General features: G+C 43.3%; 17 protein-coding genes. 7 read left to right on the top strand and 10 right to left on the bottom strand.

Annotated elements, in window-relative coordinates:
* Positions 1-586 precede the first annotated feature (586 nt).
* The 5 genes from EGC80_RS02895 to EGC80_RS02875 form a co-directional block, all read right to left on the bottom strand.
* Positions 587-1225, bottom strand: a complete 639-nt coding sequence (locus tag EGC80_RS02895) for an NAD(P)-binding oxidoreductase (protein ID WP_124013164.1) — start codon at positions 1223-1225, stop codon at positions 587-589.
* 345 nt (positions 1226-1570) lie between these two features.
* A complete protein-coding gene (locus tag EGC80_RS02890; protein WP_101033129.1) occupies positions 1571-1909 on the bottom strand; it encodes a hypothetical protein in 339 nt (112 codons plus the stop codon).
* Positions 1910-2244: 335 nt separating this feature from the next.
* Positions 2245-4098 (bottom strand): multiheme c-type cytochrome, encoded by a 1854-nt coding sequence (locus EGC80_RS02885; RefSeq protein WP_124013165.1) that lies wholly within the window; start codon positions 4096-4098, stop codon positions 2245-2247.
* Positions 4099-4829: 731 nt separating this feature from the next.
* Entirely contained in the window at positions 4830-5021 is a 192-nt protein-coding gene (locus EGC80_RS02880; protein ID WP_101033127.1) for a hypothetical protein, read from the bottom strand.
* 120 nt (positions 5022-5141) lie between these two features.
* On the bottom strand, positions 5142-6125 hold the full coding sequence (locus EGC80_RS02875; RefSeq protein WP_101033126.1) for a LysR family transcriptional regulator: 984 nt from the start codon (positions 6123-6125) through the stop codon (positions 5142-5144).
* Positions 6126-6250: 125 nt separating this feature from the next.
* Here EGC80_RS02875 and EGC80_RS02870 point away from each other — a divergent pair, with 125 nt between their 5' ends.
* Positions 6251-7456: a multidrug effflux MFS transporter gene (locus EGC80_RS02870; protein ID WP_124013166.1), complete on the top strand. Its 1206-nt coding sequence runs from the start codon at positions 6251-6253 to the stop codon at positions 7454-7456.
* Positions 7457-7537: 81 nt separating this feature from the next.
* Here EGC80_RS02870 and EGC80_RS02865 read toward each other — a convergent pair whose 3' ends face one another.
* Entirely contained in the window at positions 7538-8542 is a 1005-nt protein-coding gene (locus EGC80_RS02865; protein ID WP_124013167.1) for a hypothetical protein, read from the bottom strand.
* 88 nt (positions 8543-8630) lie between these two features.
* On the opposite strand from EGC80_RS02865, the gene EGC80_RS02860 reads away from it, so the two are divergent.
* From EGC80_RS02860 to EGC80_RS02835, 6 genes are all read left to right on the top strand, one after another.
* The gene (locus tag EGC80_RS02860) at positions 8631-9242 is read left to right on the top strand and encodes a tRNA-uridine aminocarboxypropyltransferase (protein WP_124013168.1); all 612 of its coding nucleotides are present in this window, start codon (positions 8631-8633) and stop codon (positions 9240-9242) included.
* A 5-nt stretch (positions 9243-9247) separates the two neighbouring features.
* Positions 9248-9643: a hypothetical protein gene (locus EGC80_RS02855; RefSeq protein ID WP_233768584.1), complete on the top strand. Its 396-nt coding sequence runs from the start codon at positions 9248-9250 to the stop codon at positions 9641-9643.
* Between the two features lie 48 nt (positions 9644-9691).
* A complete protein-coding gene (locus EGC80_RS02850) occupies positions 9692-10333 on the top strand; it encodes a class I SAM-dependent methyltransferase (protein WP_101033121.1) in 642 nt (213 codons plus the stop codon).
* Between the two features lie 486 nt (positions 10334-10819).
* Entirely contained in the window at positions 10820-12148 is a 1329-nt protein-coding gene (locus EGC80_RS02845; protein ID WP_124693453.1) for a M16 family metallopeptidase, read from the top strand.
* Positions 12145-13596 (top strand): M16 family metallopeptidase, encoded by a 1452-nt coding sequence (locus EGC80_RS02840; protein ID WP_124013170.1) that lies wholly within the window; start codon positions 12145-12147, stop codon positions 13594-13596. The genes EGC80_RS02845 and EGC80_RS02840 overlap by 4 nt, the downstream gene beginning before the upstream one ends.
* Before the next feature lie 163 nt (positions 13597-13759).
* Positions 13760-14350: a hypothetical protein gene (locus EGC80_RS02835; RefSeq protein ID WP_124013171.1), complete on the top strand. Its 591-nt coding sequence runs from the start codon at positions 13760-13762 to the stop codon at positions 14348-14350.
* Positions 14351-14373: 23 nt separating this feature from the next.
* On the opposite strand, the gene EGC80_RS02830 is transcribed toward EGC80_RS02835, so the two are convergent.
* The 4 genes from EGC80_RS02830 to EGC80_RS02815 all read right to left on the bottom strand — a co-directional run bounded on the left by EGC80_RS02830 (position 14374) and on the right by EGC80_RS02815 (position 17705).
* A complete protein-coding gene (locus tag EGC80_RS02830) occupies positions 14374-14709 on the bottom strand; it encodes a DUF2956 domain-containing protein (protein WP_101033117.1) in 336 nt (111 codons plus the stop codon).
* The gene (gene trmL, locus EGC80_RS02825; protein WP_101033116.1) at positions 14709-15173 is read right to left on the bottom strand and encodes a tRNA (uridine(34)/cytosine(34)/5-carboxymethylaminomethyluridine(34)-2'-O)-methyltransferase TrmL; all 465 of its coding nucleotides are present in this window, start codon (positions 15171-15173) and stop codon (positions 14709-14711) included. Before trmL ends, EGC80_RS02830 begins: the two co-directional genes overlap by 1 nt.
* A gap of 457 nt (positions 15174-15630) precedes the next feature.
* Positions 15631-17019 (bottom strand): ATP-binding protein, encoded by a 1389-nt coding sequence (locus tag EGC80_RS02820; RefSeq protein ID WP_124013172.1) that lies wholly within the window; start codon positions 17017-17019, stop codon positions 15631-15633.
* Complete coding sequence (locus EGC80_RS02815; RefSeq protein WP_101033114.1) at positions 17019-17705, bottom strand: response regulator; 687 nt, start codon at positions 17703-17705, stop codon at positions 17019-17021. The genes EGC80_RS02820 and EGC80_RS02815 overlap by 1 nt, the downstream gene beginning before the upstream one ends.
* Positions 17706-17760: the final 55 nt, after the last annotated feature.

The raw sequence follows: 17760 nt of genomic DNA, 5'->3' as shown, positions 1-17760 counted from the left end.
GGCCCGCTAGCTTTCGCGGTACAGGATGTACCATCGGAAGCGTTAGCATTTTCACTCTTTATTATAAGATGGGCCGAAGACGGTTACAGATGAAGTCAAAAACTGGATAAATCCCCGTGGCGACCTTTTCGCATCTGTTGTTTAAGTCAATTGGGAAAATATTGCGGGGCGGCTAGGCCAATTCTTTTAAAAAGAGTAAAGAGGGAGCTGCCGTTGGTTTCCTCTTGGTCTGGTGTGGGCGAAGCGCCACGACGTTGGTGGCCTCAGGCCATATCTTAAACCCACTTTTGTCCAAAAGTGAACTAGCTCATTAGTTGCTATCATTTGCACAATGGTGGCTCTTTCATATCTCGATAATCGCCAGTCAGTTCGGTAATCTGCAGTGTGCGATGGATGAAATGTCATTTCAGGCTTACATTTCAGGCTTACATTTTAGGGTTAAATAGTGGTGCGCTTAACCACGCAATATAGCTAATTTATTGTATCTAAGACTATGAAAAAATACTAAAAATAAAACGGCCAGCGTTGTGCTGGCCGTTTTATTTCAGTGTTTATGGCGTTGTTAGGCGAATGTCTACTGAATGGATTAATTTAGGACATCAGTGAGGGATTTGCTGCCATTAAATAATTCAAAGACTTTGCCGCCTAGCTGCGGTTTTCCTACCGCGTAAGTCAGTGCTCGAGCAACATCTTCTCTGTGAATAGTCATCTCTTGTTTGCTGCTCGGCCGCTGGGTTTGCACTTTACCTGTGGCGCGATCATCGGTTAATGAAGCCGGTCTAAATATGGTGTAGTTAAGCCCACTGTTGATCAAGTGTTCGTCGGCCATGTGTTTGGCAACTAAGTAAGGCTTCATTTGTTCTGAACCTTGGTCGGGATCGTCAGCACCGATAGAGCTAACCATAATGAAATGTGACACATTAGCCGCTTTTGCGTAATCAATGGCTTTACAGGCCGCCCATAAATCAATGAGCATAGTTTTGTCTGCACCTGTTTTGCCACCTGAGCCAGCGCTGAAAATGACCTGATCGCAATCGTTAAATGCTTGGCTAAAGTCCTGTTCTAAATCCACTTCAACTATGCGTAGCTTCTTATCACTGGCGATATCAGCCAATTTATTTTTATCTCGCACTAACGCTATTACTGATTGGCCTTCTGCTAATAGCTGCTTTGTTGCCATGTTACCGATCTGTCCGCTTGCGCCTAAAATGAGTGTCTGTTTCATTTTATCTTCTCCTCAGTATCGAATTTTTGGCTTATATTACTGGCAAATGTGGCAGCATCGTTTGCTACTCTATTTGCCCGCCTTCTAATGACATTGGGGTTTGATCGGCGCGATTCAATGCTTAAGAGGTGACTAGTGTTTAGCAGCACTTTATGTTTTACATCAAAATAAACATAGCCAGCCGATATTTTTGGCGAATATTGAAGGTTTTACCGCCTTAGATAGCGTTAATAGCTTGCTGGTAATGAGGACTAATGACGGTAATTTTAGATAAACATAGCCGATATCAATTTGGATTAATGTCTAGGATCGGTAAGGTGATCACTAAGCACATCTAACGGTTAGTTAATCTGCTTGATGCTCAAATGTGCGTCCAGTGTGTTGAGTTTGATTCGGTTTAGATCGGTTAAACATCTCAGCATAAGGCGCAGCTTGTTCGCGCTGCACATCAGCGCTGTCTTGGTAGACATCACCTTGTTGAGCGTGTGGCTGGTTTCTCTGCAATATTTTTTTACCTAAGAGCTGTAGTGTAATAAAGCTTAATAAGCCCAGTAACAATAAAAAGGGTAATAGCACAATCGTGGTTAATGCGATGCTAAAAAACATCAGTAATGCCAAAATTGGGTTCATTGCCGTGAACCGACTTTTCAAATTGGCAGTGTGGAATGATTGATTAAATTTCATAGTGGCTCCTGAATGCAGTTCGTCTGAAAATGGGTGTCTAAAAACGTTACCTATAAATTAGTAACGATGACTTAATGTACAGTTTGCAATATCTGGACACAATATGTCACGTTAAACTTGGTTAATGTTTTAAGTTTGGGATTAAATGTCTATTTTGCTGAACCATTAGCAATAGCACGTCAATACAACTTCGACCGCGGGAAAAAGAGTTGTTTGAAACCCTCTATTGGTCTGGGTAACGGTTGCTCTTGTTAACTAAGCATATAACCAAAAAAAAGGGTAAACATAATGTTTACCCTTTTGGTTATGACTTGTTTATAAAATGCTTTGATCGATTATTTGGCTTTTTCAGCCATCTTTCTAATCACTTTATTATGGGTTACATCGTTTGGTGCTTTACCTGTGGCATTGATTTCATCACTGCCATGACAGGCTAAACAAGTGCCGACTCGGCTGATGCGATCCATTTCTTGTTTATTAAATGGACGAGCACCTTCATGTGAAGTTGATTGCAGTTGTTTACCGTTTTCATCAACAAAACGTTCCAGTTCAAAATCGATAGGGGCTTTGCCGTCTGGGAAGTTTCTGTTGATGTCGTATACACCGCTCCCTAAGCCCAATACTTTCGGGTTGGTATGACATTCTTCACAAGTACGCGACTTTTTGCTCATGGTATGAGGCTGGATCGGGTTGTGTGAAATACCACTGGTGCCATCGACGGTGGTGTAAGTTTTATTGCTTACAATCGATTTTTTACCATCTACTTGAGTTAAAAATACTTGGCAACCCGGTACGAAAGTAGACACTTTTCCGCGATGGTTAATCCCTAATGCAGGCATTTCCCAACGAACGTATGAACGGGATTCATCCCAGCTGAAGGCATTCTTGGCTAAGTTAGCTTTGTTACCTTGTTTAGAGGGGTCATCACCCGTGCCGTTAAGCCAATCGCCATTTGGCTTGCTGATGTCTTGCTTAGCATGACAGCCATAGCATTGCGGTGCCCAAGCTGCATGACAGGTAGAACATTCCATTTTTTCCATGTGGCTGGCAATTTTCACCATCGCAACATAGCCTTCTTTAGACAACTCTTTATCTTTTAGTTGAGGAACATCCAGTTTTTTACCGTCGTTTTTAGTGGTTAAAGTTACTGTTTTGCCTTCACGTTTGAGGTTGTTCAAGGGCATGTCGCGTGAGGTTTTTAATGTGGCTTCGGTGGTTGGCGTACCATGACAAGACACACAACGGATTTCTAAGGCGTGCTCTTTTTTGGTATATAAGTAGCCATCACCGTGCATTTCGTTTTTGGTGTGGCAGTCAATACAACTCATACCAGCATCATAGTGTAAATCAGCTTCAAGGAAGTTGTAGTGTTTGCCATGCAGCTTACCCTGCTTGTCACCGTCTTCGGTATAGGGTGTGCCGTATCCGTCAGATTCCATCATGCCTTTATAGCTTACGCCCGTACGTCCGCCGCGGTTATGACAATGCTGACACTGGTCTACGGTCATTTTCTTGGTCATTTTATGCTTGCGAGGACGATCTTTTTGAGTTTTATCTATGGCCTTATCGCCACCTTCATAGGTGCCATCGTTACTGTATTCAACATGACATGCTGCACAGCCAGACGCGCGGTAATCGCCATCGCGTTGATGGCCGTCGCTCCAAATATGGCAACGTAAACACTGGTTGCGGAGGTAATCATCACCTGGTGAATTGGTGTTTGATTCTGGTTGAGTTGGGTCATAACTTGGTATCTGGGTTAGGCTTTCAACTGTGCCTTCTCGGCCCGTTTTCAGTGCTTTAACATCGTAAGTGGCATGGATCGCATTACGATCTTGGCTAGCAAAGTTGTAGCGAGTACCTGAAATTACTCCGGCCATAGTGGCATGGAGTGAGGTTTTGGCGTTGTCGACTTCATCTGGGTGACAACTGCCACAGGTGTCGTTAATAACCCGTAAGTCTGTCGGATTGGCCCACATATCTGTGTGAGCGGTTTTCATGTTGGTGGCGATACCATCACCATTGTGGCAATCAACACAAGTCAGATCGGCCATGCCGTCAACTTGTGAAAATTGTTCGATGCCATTATGGCAACTCATGCAGCCGGTATCATCATCCCATTGCGCATTAGCGTTGAACGCTAACATGGAAAATAATACAAATATGGCAATGAAATAAAATGTTTTCATCTTTGCTCCCTAATATATTTTTTATAACAATAAAACCCTACATTTTGTAACTGTTTATTATCCTATATCAAAAGAGGTATGTAAAAATTTCGATACAGATTTGTAGCCAATGTGTGACTTGTGCATGTTCAATTGACCGTGGCATGGATATAAGCTGGGAATTCGATTAAAAAAACATCGCAATATAATACTATCCCTATGGCTTGTAGATATTTTCTGGTTAAAATATGTTCGAGGTAAACAGGTTTTAATTGCGGCGCAAGTCTTACAGATCGAGTCTTTAACTAAGCGAGTACCTTGCAACAAAGACCTTGGTTTACAAGTATCTTTGCTTACGAATACCCTTGCTTAAAAATAAGAGCACCCGTTTAGCTGGACCCTTAGGGCACATTGGTGGCTTGTCGCTAGTGCGTTATCACTTATTTATCTACAACCACTGCACGTTGTAAGCGCGACCTTGTATAATATGGCCTCAAACTGCTGCAAAATGTATTTTAAAACATCAACATGCCCTCCCATTACGAATAAATCCTAATAGTTATCGAGGGATAAAGTGTGTCGCGAGTTAGGTTGTAAATATGAAAAAATAAATAGAGGCATGATAAAAAATAGCTGAGTCAGTGTGGGCAGAACAATTATTTACGCGAGTGATTAATGGTTCTAGTCACGTGACATGATGTGGTTTTTTGGTTCAATATTAGTATGAGGTTGATATCTGTCCTTGCTTGAGTTTAGCGATTATGCTTCATATATTGGTTACGCAAGAGCGTCATGCCAATGAAACCGACAAATACAAACAATAATATTAACGGTAATAACAACAGACCGCCCAATAAGACAGTGGCAACCGTTGCTAATGCAGTATATGGGCGCATTTTCCGGAGGCGTTGAATTATATTGTGTAGATTAATTGAACTGAACATCCTCTCTCCTCCGGGATTAACCCTATGGATAACCCATCAGGTTTGCTTATTTGGTAATCGATTACTTATTCGTTTTATTCTAGTGCCTCGTGACTTAAAAGTTAAATCAAGGCTGAAATGTCAGCGATTAGTTTTACTAATATGATTATGAGTAATGGCTTTCTCGACACTGCTGAAAATAATATTGCGAAACCATTGATGTCCCGGCTCTTGATTATTTCGTTCGTGCCATAAAAACACATAGGCCATAGGCATAAATTCAAACGGCAAGGGAATAGAAACGAGTGAGTACAGTTTCTGGGCGTGATAGGCAAAACTAGACGGTAAGGTGAAAATTAAATCGGTGTTTACGCATACACTTACTGCACCGTAAAAGTCTGGCACTGTGGTTGATAAGTTACGATGTAAGCCTAAATTGGCTAAGTGGTAATCCAAGGCCCACCAGTCGTTACCTTCACATCTTACTTGCACATGAGACATATTGAGGTAGTGATCTTGATCCCAGTGTCCAGCAGTGACAGTCTGTAAAATAGGGTGATCTTTACGCACCAAGCAAACTTGATGATCGTTAAATAGAGTTTGTGATTCAATACCTTCAGGCACATGTTCAAAATTGACATCGGTATGAGGTTGAATGTCTCTGCCTGCAAGCCCAAAATCGATTTGTCCTTGTTGTAAATCTTGCATTGATTTTTCAGTCCAAACATAAGAATCCAATTTTATTAACGGTGCCTGTTGTAATAATGGTCCGATAAAATATGGAATTAAGGTTTCATAAGCACTTTCGACCATCGAGAATGAAAATTGACGGTTACTGGTCGCCGGATGAAAGGTTGGCGGTTGCGTGAGTTGATACAAGTTTTGCAACACTAATGGTAGTTGTTGCCTTAATGCATCAGCATGTGCGGTTGGTTTTAAGCCGTGTGCTGTACGTTGAAAAAGTGGATCGCCTAATGTTTCCCGCAAACGATTTAAGCTTTTACTAACAGCCGATTGACTGACATGCAAGCGATGGGCTGCCCGGGTGACACTTTGCTCCTCAAGTAAGACTTGCAGAATGACTAATAGATTAAGATCGACTCGAGCGAGGTTGTCTAAGTTCATGTGATATTCTCAAATGGAAATTCACTTTGGATTTTATATCATTTCCGTTCATACCTCCATTTGACTTACTATAGCGCCCTATTAAGGGTGACCTTTGTGCATTACAATTTTGAGAGATAGAAAATATGCGTCGTAACCTATTGCCACTATTAATGTTTATGGTGCTACTAAGCCCATTAGCGATTGATATTTATCTTCCATCTATGCCTGCAATGGCGTTGGATTACGGCGTATCTAACAGTGAAGTACAGTCCACCTTAGTGTTATTTTTATTTGCTATGGGCGTAGGACAAATTTTAATTGGCCCATTAGCGGATCGTTTTGGCCGTAAACCTGTCGCGTTATTTGGTATTGTACTTTATGGCATTAGCAGTTTATTAGGTGCTTACGCGGTTGAGTTTGAAGTGTTGCAGATTGCGCGTGTTTTCCAAGGCTTGGCAGCATGTTCAACCTCTATTGTGGTATTTAGTGCGGTACGTGATTGCTATGACCGCAAACAAAGTGTGTCAATGTACAGTTACCTCAATGGGGCCATTTGTGTGGTTCCTGCACTGGCCCCCACATTTGGTGGACTATTGGCCTTACAGTTTGGCTGGCGTTCTACCTTCATTTTTATGGCTTTGTATGCCATTTTCGTACTGTTTTTAGTGGGATTTCGTTTTCCGGAAACGCGTCCATTAAATACCGACAGCACAGGTCCTTTATACCGTTGGAGCCGTTACAAGCCTGTTATTGGCGATCCTCATTTTATGTTTTATGCCAGTTGCTGCATGATCGCGATGGCGTCTATTTTGTGTTACGTGTCGTACTCACCCGTGTGGATAATTGGTCATTTAGGTATATCTGAACTTACCTTCAGTGGTTTATTTGGACTCAATGCTGCGGTCAATATTGCCGCCTGTTTTGCTGCTCCGGTGTTGGTAAAGCGCATTGGTAATCGTCCGGGCGTATTGCTGGCATTGTCACTGATGTTAGTTGCTGCCTTTCTCGAAGCGGGGATATACTTATTCGGCCCACAAGAAGGGTTAGCAGCCGCGATAGCCTTTATGGCCCCAATGATGATCTTGTGTATTGGTTTTGCTATTTTACTTGGCCCTGCAACCAGTATGGCGTTGTCGGCTTTCGGTGAACGAGCAGGCACAGCAGCCGCTATGCTGGGGTGTATTCAAATGAGCGGTGCGTCATTACTGACCGCGTTGGTGCAACTAACAGATATACCAGCACCTTATGCCATTGCGCTGGTTATGGCAGGCTTTAGTGCAGTATTACTGATCATTATGGCAATGAAAAACTTAAGCCATCTGCATCAAGAACAGTTACAACATGAGTAATTAGTTTGAGTAATATCACCTTTAACCCGCAGAATGCTAACCACATTCCGCGGGTTTTTTTTTACCTCAATATGATGAGACTTAGAAGCGGGCGTTAATGCCTATACTAAAGCTGGTTTGTGAGTCGTTATCATATTCGCCATTGTAATATGAGTGATCAAGTGAAAACTTAGCCGAAAATACATCGGCAAAACGCCAGACGTAGCGGGTGTTTATGCCTGTCAAAGTGTCTGTTCGGTCATTATTACCCTGGTTGTCGTAAGTAGTACCGCTGATGTCATAATCAGTTTCGGTATAACTCTGTTCAGCCGCAGCCCCTACAGACCATGCATTATTGATATACCAATCGGCATTGATGGCAACGTTATAGTTGTTGTGCCCAAAGTACATTTTAGAATCTGTGTTTGTTACTTGACCTAAATCATCGACCGAGGTGCTGGAAGCATTACTCGTATTTTGCTGATCACTATAGGTAAATGCACCTGTGAGCATAACTCCTGCAGTTGATTGCAATGGAATAAAGTGTTCATAGGTTAGGCCGAAAACATCAACGTCATTACTATCATAACGCTCAGAATTATAGTTTGTTGATGTAAAGGTGTTTGATTCAGACTCAGAAATTCTGCTGTAATTCAGGGTTAATGCCGAATGGTCCGTGAAAAAATAACCTAAGTTTGCTGAATAAATGGTAGAGCTATCTGAACCAGTATCAAAATTGACTCGGCTTACTTTTGCACCGACGAACCAGTTAGAGTCGAAAACATACTGGCCTGACAGTTCATATATATCATCGAAACTAGAAGTAGAGTAACGAGCTGCAACAGTTGAACCTTGGTGAAAAAAATCGGCTAGCACATATGGCTTATCTGCCTGTTCAACCGCTTTAAAGTAATAACGATAGTTAGCATTAACTAGGCCATCGCCGCCATCGCCGCCATCGTCAGAATCTAAAAAGCTTAGTTCTGCTTCGTGGTGATAGGCATTATCTTGTGCGGCATAAACGGAACTTGTAGAAAGTGCGAGCATTAAGGCAATCGACATCTTTGTCATTGTTGTTGCCATGGTTCTTGTGATAATTCCTGTCATAATAGTGGTTCTTCCTTGAGATGTTATGATGTAAAGCCAAGCATATTGAACTCAACTTTACATATTTGCAACAAGAATAAGACAAAAAATGAGCAGAAGTTATTGTATTAATTGCCAATACCCGCAGTCAACGTGTGTTTGCCATGCGCTCAAACCGGTGTGTTCCCAAACCGAGGTGGTGGTGATGCAACACCCGTCTGAAGAGGGGCATGCTAAAAACAGCGTGAGGTTATTGAAGCTGGTGCTGCCGCAAACCCAGATTTATGTGGGCGAGACTGCCGAGGACTTTATTGAGTTGCAACACTATTTAGCCACGCAAACGAAACCTGTGTACGTGGTTTACCCCAATGAGCACAGCCAAACTGTCGCCAAGGCCGGAGCGAGCGAAGCCGTGATTATTATTGTAATCGACGGTACTTGGCGCAAGGCGTACCGCATGTTGCAGTTGAATCCGTGGTTAGTTGATTATCCGTCGCTGCATCTTGAGTGTGTAGATGAGTCGCAATATGTTATTCGTAAAGCGAAACGCAGCGACAGCCTGTCAACCCTCGAAGCGGTTGCTCATACTCTGGTTGCGTTAAATCCTGCGACTGATATCGCGCCAATATTTGCAGTGTTTAACACAATGGTGCAACATAAGTTAACCGCTATGCCTGCTCAGGTTCGTGCGCGTTATAACAGCGATAAAATCAAAGGATAGATAACATGAAAATCGGGCTGATAGGCTTATTTGTTTTAGTGGTTGCAGCAAGCTCGTTGACGTTTGTCGTTTCTGGTGCTTCTGCTGCTGACAAACCCCATAAAAAAATGACCTTAGCTGAAAAAGGCGAGCAAGCGCGGCAAGAGTCGATTGAACTTGAGCAAACCCAATTGCAAAAAGTGCGTGAAGCAGCCAAGGCAACCTCGGAACGTGAACAAAAAGTGTTAGCTAAGGCGCAGTCTAATGATTGGGAAGCGCAGCAGCTCGAAAAAGCCCGTGCTCAATCTGATGAGCGTTTAACCCGTCAGCAAAAGTATTTACAGCAGGCGCAAGACGCTGCTAAGCAAACACGTAAAATCCCCAAGGCCACCACAACAGCAGAACCGGTTCTATCAGAATAGACTCAGTGTTTATTATTACTTTTCACCTCGCCTGTGTCGGAGTTCATTTTGTCGTGTTGTCCTTTGTGTCACCATCAAACTATTGCGTTTCATCAAGATAAATATCGCCCCTATGTTCGTTGCTCACAGTGTTTGCTGGTGTCAGTTCCGGCAGCATTTTATTGGGATGAAACCGCCGAAAAAGCCCATTATGATTGTCACCATAACGACTTTGCCGATGCGGGCTATCAGCATTTTTTATCACGCACCTTAACCCCGTTGTTAACCCGGCTTGCTCCCAATGCAAGCGGATTAGATTTTGGCTGCGGCGAAGGTGCTGTGCTAAGCCAAATGGCAGCAAAGCAAGGGATCAGCGTGGCTAACTATGATCTGTTTTATCACCCAGATACTCAGGTGTTAAGCCAGCAATATGATTTTGTGTGTTTAACCGAAGTGATTGAACATATTGCCAATGCCAAACAACTCATCGAGCTATTAAGCCAATTACTGTTACCCGGTGGCATATTGGCCATTATGACCAAACGGGTATCGAACCTTGAAGGATTCATTAACTGGCACTATAAAATCGACCCGACCCACATCAATTTCTACGCGATTGAAACCTTCGAGTGGCTAGCATTACAACAAGGCTGGCAGCTTGAAGTTATCGGCAGTGACGTGGTGTTTTTTCACGTGCCCGTATTACGTTAAGTGTTACGTTAAGTGTTGCATGAAGTGTTGCATGAGGGGGCATGACGTGTTGGATGAATAGTGATCAACTCAATAAAGTCCTCGCCAGTCTCGCCCACATAAATCTGGGTTTGTGGCATCACCAGCTTAATCATGACCGGCAGGCGTTAATAAATAGATACAATTGACTTGTTAGCAAATGGCTAAAAGATTTAACAAAAGGGTCATTACAGGGTAGTTTTGTTGCACTAATTGGTTTAAACATGGAATCAGCATTCCTCTGTACTCCCTTGAACCATTGCTTTTAAGGGGCCTTATTAGCGTTAACACCAGCGAAGCTGAATATAAGCCAAGTTGGCTGCAACTATTCAGCGTATTTTACGTTGATGAAAGTGGCCTTAAACTTGGCGTATAAATCATGGCGCAAGTAGCGTTAACGGTATTAAGCGCGGCATAAAAAAACACAATGTAGATTAATTATTGGACAAGTGCTCAAAGGAGCGAGATATGATCCGCAACATAATGGCGTTGTTGATGACGTTAGGCGTTCTAAGTGCGCCTTCGGTGTCAGCGACACAAGCTGAAGATATTAATAGTTTTACTTTAGATAATGGCATGAAAATTATGATACTTGAGGATAGCTCTATCCCAAATGCCAACATGTACATTTTTTGGAAAGTCGGTTCGCGCAATGAAGTGCCTGGCATTACCGGTATTTCGCACTTTTTTGAACATATGATGTTTAATGGTTCTAAAAAGTTTGGTCCGAAAATGTTTGATCGCACCATGGAAGCCGCTGGTGGCGCTAATAATGCCTACACCACTGAAGACATGACAGTGTATACCAACTGGTTTCCTGCAAATGGCTTAGAAACTATTTTTGATTTAGAAGCGGACCGGATCGCCAATTTAGACATCAACCCTGAAATGGTTGAAAGTGAACGTGGCGTGGTGCAGTCAGAGCGGACTACCGGGCTTGAAAACTCTAACTGGCGCACTATTCAAGAAGCGCTTAAAAGTGTTGCCTTTGCAGCCCACCCATATAGTTGGTCTGTGATTGGTTATGAGTCCGATATTGCTGCTTGGACATTAGCAGACTTACAGCAATATCATAAAACTTACTATGCGCCTAACAATGCGCTAGTGGTGATTAGCGGTGATGTGAAGTTAGCCCAAGTAAAAGCACTGGCTAATCAGTATTTCGCGCCAATTCCAGCCCAAGCAGCGCCAAAAGCTGTGCGCACGGTTGAGCCGCCACAAAATGGTGAGCGCCGAGTATTTGTCAAAAAAGAGTCTGTGAGTACGCCAAACATTATGTTGGCTTACCATGTACCTGCCACTCGCCATGCTGATTATTACGCGCTTGATTTATTAGCGTCGATGTTAAGCGAAGGTCATAGCTCGCGTTTTTATCAGGCGTTGGTCGACAAGCAATTAGCGTTATCGGCCGACACCTACATGCCGATGTCGTTCGACCCGAATCTATTTTACATTTTGGGTGTGGCCAATGCTGGTGTGAGCGCTGAGACCTTAGAGCAAGCCTTAATTGAGCAAATTAATCTTATTGCCACCCAAGGTGTGACTCAGCAAGAGCTTGAAAAAGTAAAAAATATCAAACTAATGGATTTTTACCACGCTATGGAAACCATTAACGGTAAAGCCAATACATTAGGCACATACGAGCTGTATTTTGGCGACTATACCAAACTGTTTAACGCCCCAGAAGCGTATAACCAAGTCACCCCTGCTGATATTCAGCGTGTGGCGCAAACCTATCTAATTAAAGCGAATCGAACTGTCGGTGTGCTCGCTGCTACTGAGGAGTCAGACCAATGAAAACCGTTACTCACACACGCATTAAGCTATCGTTATCGGCTATCGCATTGGCTTGTAGCATAGGGATAAGTGGTTGTGCGACCACTCAGAAAACTACTGCCGATACCGCCAACCCTGTAACCGCTAGCTTTGTGCTGCCAAGCTACCAATCCGTCACGTTAGACAATGGCTTAAAGGTTAAGTTGATGGTGCAAAAAGAAGTGCCATTAGTGACCATTGATGCCGTGGTTAGAGTGGGCGCGGTCAATGATTTGACCTCTGGTATGGCTTACATCACCTCACAAAGTTTAATGTTAGGTGCCGCGGGTCAATCTAAGGCGGACATCGAGCAGCAATTAGACTTTATCGGTGCCAGCATTAATACCAGTGCCGATTTAGAAGGCAGTTATATTCGTGCCAATATGATGAACAAAGATGTGGATACTGTGCTCAATATTTTTAGCCATGTATTACGTCAACCTGACTTTGATGCCACTGAATTTGATAAGCTAAAACAGCGCGAAATCGTTGGCTTATCACAGCAAAAAGAAAGTCCGCGAGCCGTGATTGGACGCTACTTTAATCAGTTAGTCTTTGGTGAGCATCCTTATGCCAACCCAGTATCGGGTAATAGTGACACCATCGCGAGTCTGTCTATTGAGGAGCTACGCGCTTTTTATAAAGATTATTATCAACCAAGCAATATGACCATTAACGTGGTGGGTGATTTTAATGTTGCCGATATGACCGCCAAGCTTAATAAGGCCTTTGGTGATTGGCAGGCAACCGAAACCGTGCTTCAGCCAGATTTAAGCCAAGCCTTACCGACGCTCACCAAGCCGCAGGTGTTGTTAGTCGACAAGCCTGATGCAATTGAAACCACCTTTTTAATTGGTGGCGTGGGAATTCGTTATAACAACCCAGATTATGTTGGTTTGACCGTCGTTAACACCATCTTAGGTGGTCGTTTTACCTCATGGTTAAATGATGAACTACGCGTCAATGCAGGCTTAACTTACGGTGCTCGTTCAGGGTTTAGCTCGTATGCGCAATCTGGATTATTCCAAATCAGTACGTTTACCAAGTCGTCGACGACTAAAGAAGCGATTGATTTAGCCTTAAAAACCTATGCTCGTTTGTGGGAAAAGGGCATTGACCAAGTGACGTTAGATTCTGCTAAAGCCTATGTCAAAGGCCAGTTTCCGCCTAAATATGAGACCAGTGGTCAATTAGCCGGTTTATTGTCTGACATGTATTTATATGGCTTTAATGATGATTTTATTAATCAATTTCAAGCTAAAGTCGATGGACTTACCCTAGCTGAAACCCAACGTTTGATTAAGCAATATTTCCCACAGCAAAATTTACAGTTTGTGTTGATTGGTAATGCAGAACAAATTGCTGATGTTGCGGCGCAATACGGTGAAGTCACTACAGTGGATATTACCGCCACCGGTTTTGGCCAGTAGGTATTTGTTGGTTAGTCATATCATGGCCCACTAAGGTGAGCCATTTTTTATGGTTAACCATCACCAAAGCGTGCTCATTGCCAGTGATATTATAGGGTATGTGGTATTGTAACGGCTTACCAGTGTTGGGCAGTAGATGTATCTAATCATAAAGGATATTTGAATGGTAAGAAGTTTGTTTACCCAAAAAGGTCGATCAATATTCCTGTTAATGGCAATGTTGTTACTGACACATTCAGCCTCAGCTTATGCAGATAAAGTGACATTGAATACGTTTTGTAGCCAATTAGCTGGTGAGTGGCAGGGCAGTGCTGCCAATCCTAATGTTTACCCCAAGAAGGTCACTACCTCGGTGATGTGCTCTGCAGATAGGCGCAATTTGTTCATCAGTGTTAGCCGAGGCAGTCGTTTTACAAACAGTGAAACCTGGTGGTTTAGGCAACAAAATGATCATATTTTATTGGTGTATGCCAATGGTGTTACCGATGACGTGTCGCAGGAGTTAACGCTTTATGAGCAAGCTGGCCGTTACTCATTTTTAGGCAAAGGTGAAATAAATCAACGTCCAGCATTAGTGCAGTTGCAGTTTGATCCCATTATTGACGATACCGATACTAGTGCCGATCAGGCAATACTAGGATGGCAGTGGCAGCAAAGCGCTCATTATTTGGATGACGACAGTGAGCAGTATCAGGTCGTCAGAGCCATTAGCCTGCTTAAACCGTCAGCAGAGGAGACTCAGCTGACTGAATAACGTGAGTGTTTCGCCAATGCGGTTTAGCGGTAAAACAGGTAAGCGGCAAACAATGCCCAACTCAAGAGTAATAAGCCCATTAACGACCACGTTAGCGAATTGAATCGACTCTGGGGCACAATATAAGGCATATCGGGCTCATCATTGGTGGGCGTGGTACTTTTGGTTTTTTGTTGCTGTTTACGTGCTTTGTCACGATCACGGGCTTTGACTTTATGCTGTTTTTTGAATTCAGTAATCCCTTTCTCAATGCCTGCGGCAATCAACTTAGTTTGTTCTTTCGTTTGTGCGGGTCTTTGGGTTGCTTTGGCAATGGCTAAAGCATCGTGTTGGGTTTCGGGTGACTGGGTTTTTTTCATTACTCTGCGCCTGCAAAACCGAGTTGACGCCATGCTTCATAACTAATAATGGCGACTGAGTTTGATAAATTTATACTACGGCTATTGGCTGTCATTGGAATACGTAACCGCTGCGCAAGTGGCGTTGCATCAATAATATCCATCGGCAGTCCACGAGTTTCTGGGCCAAATAACAACACATCATTCTCTTGAAAAGCAATTTGAGTATGGGGACGGCTGCCTTTAGTGGTGCAGGCGATAATACGTTTTCCTGCCATGGCCTCTAAAAAAGCGGCATAATTTTTATGGCGAGTCACACTGGTTAGGTCGGAATAATCGAGTCCAGCGCGACGTAGTTTCTTTTCTTCGAGATCAAAACCTAACGGCTCAATCAAATGTAACTGTGAGCCATTATTGGCACATAGACGGATGATATTTCCAGTATTTGGGGCGATTTCGGGTTCATAAAGGGCAATCTGAAACATAGCAACCTTACGGTACGAAGTATAAAAAGAATGACAAATTATACATTAAGCAGGGTTTGACTGCGAGACGTTATCAAAACTGACTCGGTTACTGTGATGAGCATGCGTTAGCGTGCTGATATGACTTTTAGCAGGTATCTTTTTTGGGGTAAATATGACTCTAGCCTTGGTAAACGGTGGATTGAATTTGTCACGATACAATGGATGATATTGCTAAAAGTCGATGGCAGAGTATTGCAGCAAGGCGATTTAATCTATTGGCGGCATAAGCACTGACGATACCGGTACTAGGGGTCACTGTACCGAGGATAATATATATTGCTGTCTTTCATACACTATGGTTCATACGATGGTTAATCGTGTGACGATATTAATCATAGTTGTTCATCAGTAAGCCGCTCCTAATCCCAAGCCGAAGTTTATTATCCCGAGGTGAGGTCACCGATTAATGTTTACATTAAATGGGTAAGTCGATGGTGACGATTAGCCCATGTGATGGTTGATTTTTGGCAACTATGCGTCCTTTATGGGCCTCAACTGCCGCTTGAGTAATGGCTAATCCTAATCCCCATCCACCAGATACGCGATCACGTGCGCTATCAGGTCGATAAAATGGCGCAAATATCGCTTCGAGCTCTTCTTCTGGAAGGCCGGGACCGTCATCGCTGACCACAATACGAACTTGGTTTTTTGTTTGCTGACTTTCAATATAAATATGTTGATCAGCGTAACGAATGGCATTACGCAGCAGGTTCTCAATGGCGCGGGATAAGGTTCTAGGCAAATGATTAAAGCGGATAGACTCGTCGATATCTATATGTAATTGTTTACCTTGCTGTTCGGCTTCAAATTCGGCGTCATCGAGCACTTGGCTTAAGGTTTCTGTGAGTTCAGCTGTCAGGCGTTTTTCGCTAACATTTAAGGTAACTCTAGATAAGGTTAATAGCTCGCCAATTAAGGCATCTTGTTGTTGAGCTTCATATTCTATTCGATCCAGTTCGGTGCTGTGCTGACCTTTTTTACGAGCAAGTGCCAATGATAGTTGCAGCCGCGTCAGTGGCGTTCGCAGTTCATGGGAAATATCGCCCATTAATCTTTGTTGGTTATTCACCATGGCTTCAATGGCGTCGGCCATACCGTTAAAAGCGATTGCCAATTGGCCCATTTCATCACGCCGATTAGCGGTAGCCGCATCAACTCGGCTAGACAAGTCGCCTCTGGCGAGGGCATTGGCACTGTGCTTGAGCGAACGCAATGGTTTACCTAAATACCATGCCAGCAAACCGCATAATAGGCCCGATAATAAAATGGCTAGGCCTGCCGTGAGTAATTTATTGTCAGCAAAAAAGAAAAACCACGGCCGAGGATGGTTATCGGGTAAACGGCCAAATAATTGATAGGGTTTGCTGTTGACCTCAAAAGAATAGGGGCCAAAAATGAGCTCGTCTCTAAATTGGTGGCTTATCGGCTGATCTGCCTCTTCTGCCATCAGTTGAAAGCGTCTAAATCCACGCGAGACGTGTTTACTGTTTAACACTTGGCCTTCACCATCGGTTAAATATAAACGCAAAGGGCCGCCATTATGCTTACGGTCACCGCCACCGTCTTTATTGCGGTTATGGCGCAGACGTTGTAGGTTTTTGCCTTCGAGTAATTGAGGTTGCTCTTGTATCCGCTCGGCGACGTTTTCCAGCATCCGCTCAAGGCTAGGCGGCAAAGGTGAGCGGTCATGATTTTGCTGCAATAATGGCAATAATGACACCAGAGCAATAATCAACGAACTGCATAGCCAAAAGCCCAGCAATAATTTAAAAAACAGTCGGTTAAATGGATTGTTTTTCAGCATTATGGTATCCAAATATAGCCTTTACCGCGCAGGGTTTTGACCCGTGGACGGCCGTCTTGGCGCTCTGGTAGTTTTTTGCGTAAGTTAGACAAATGCATATCTAAACTACGATCAAATGGCATCAGTTTTTTGCCTAATACGTTTTCACTTAATGACTCTTTGGTGACCAGTTCGCCTGATTTTTCGAGTAAATTAAACAACAGTAAAAACTCGGTGCCCGTCAGGATAATCAGTTGTTCGTTGCAATAGGTTTCTTGGCGGGAAGGGTCGAGGCGTAAATCACCAAACTGCATCATTTCATTGGCTTGGTTATCTTGTTGAGTGGTTTGTGCTCGACGTAAGATGGCCCGAATTCGAGCCACTAATTCGCGGTCATTAAACGGTTTTGGCAAGTAGTCATCGGCACCGATTTCTAGACCGACTACCCGATCAATTTCTTCGCCGCGGGCGGTTAGCATCAACACAGGGGTTTGCTTGCGTTGCCTTAAGGCGCGCAATACTTCAAAGCCATTGAGCTTAGGTAACATGACATCAAGGAGGATTAAATCGAAGTCCTGCTGTTGCGCCATCAATAACCCTTGCTCACCATCATAAGCTTGGGTTAAGGCAAATCCTTCCAATTCAAGTAATTGGCTGAGTAGATCGGATAAACCAATATCATCGTCGATAAGTAAAATGCGATTCATAACTGTCCTCTGGCACAAAGAAAATCTGCATGCTAACGCTAACATACAGATTTTT

Source organism: Shewanella psychromarinicola (assembly GCF_003855155.1).
GTDB classification, from domain to species: Bacteria; Pseudomonadota; Gammaproteobacteria; order Enterobacterales; family Shewanellaceae; genus Shewanella; species Shewanella psychromarinicola.
The sequence above is the reverse complement of the archived record's forward strand: the minus strand, read 5'-3'. Positions and strand labels throughout refer to the sequence as shown.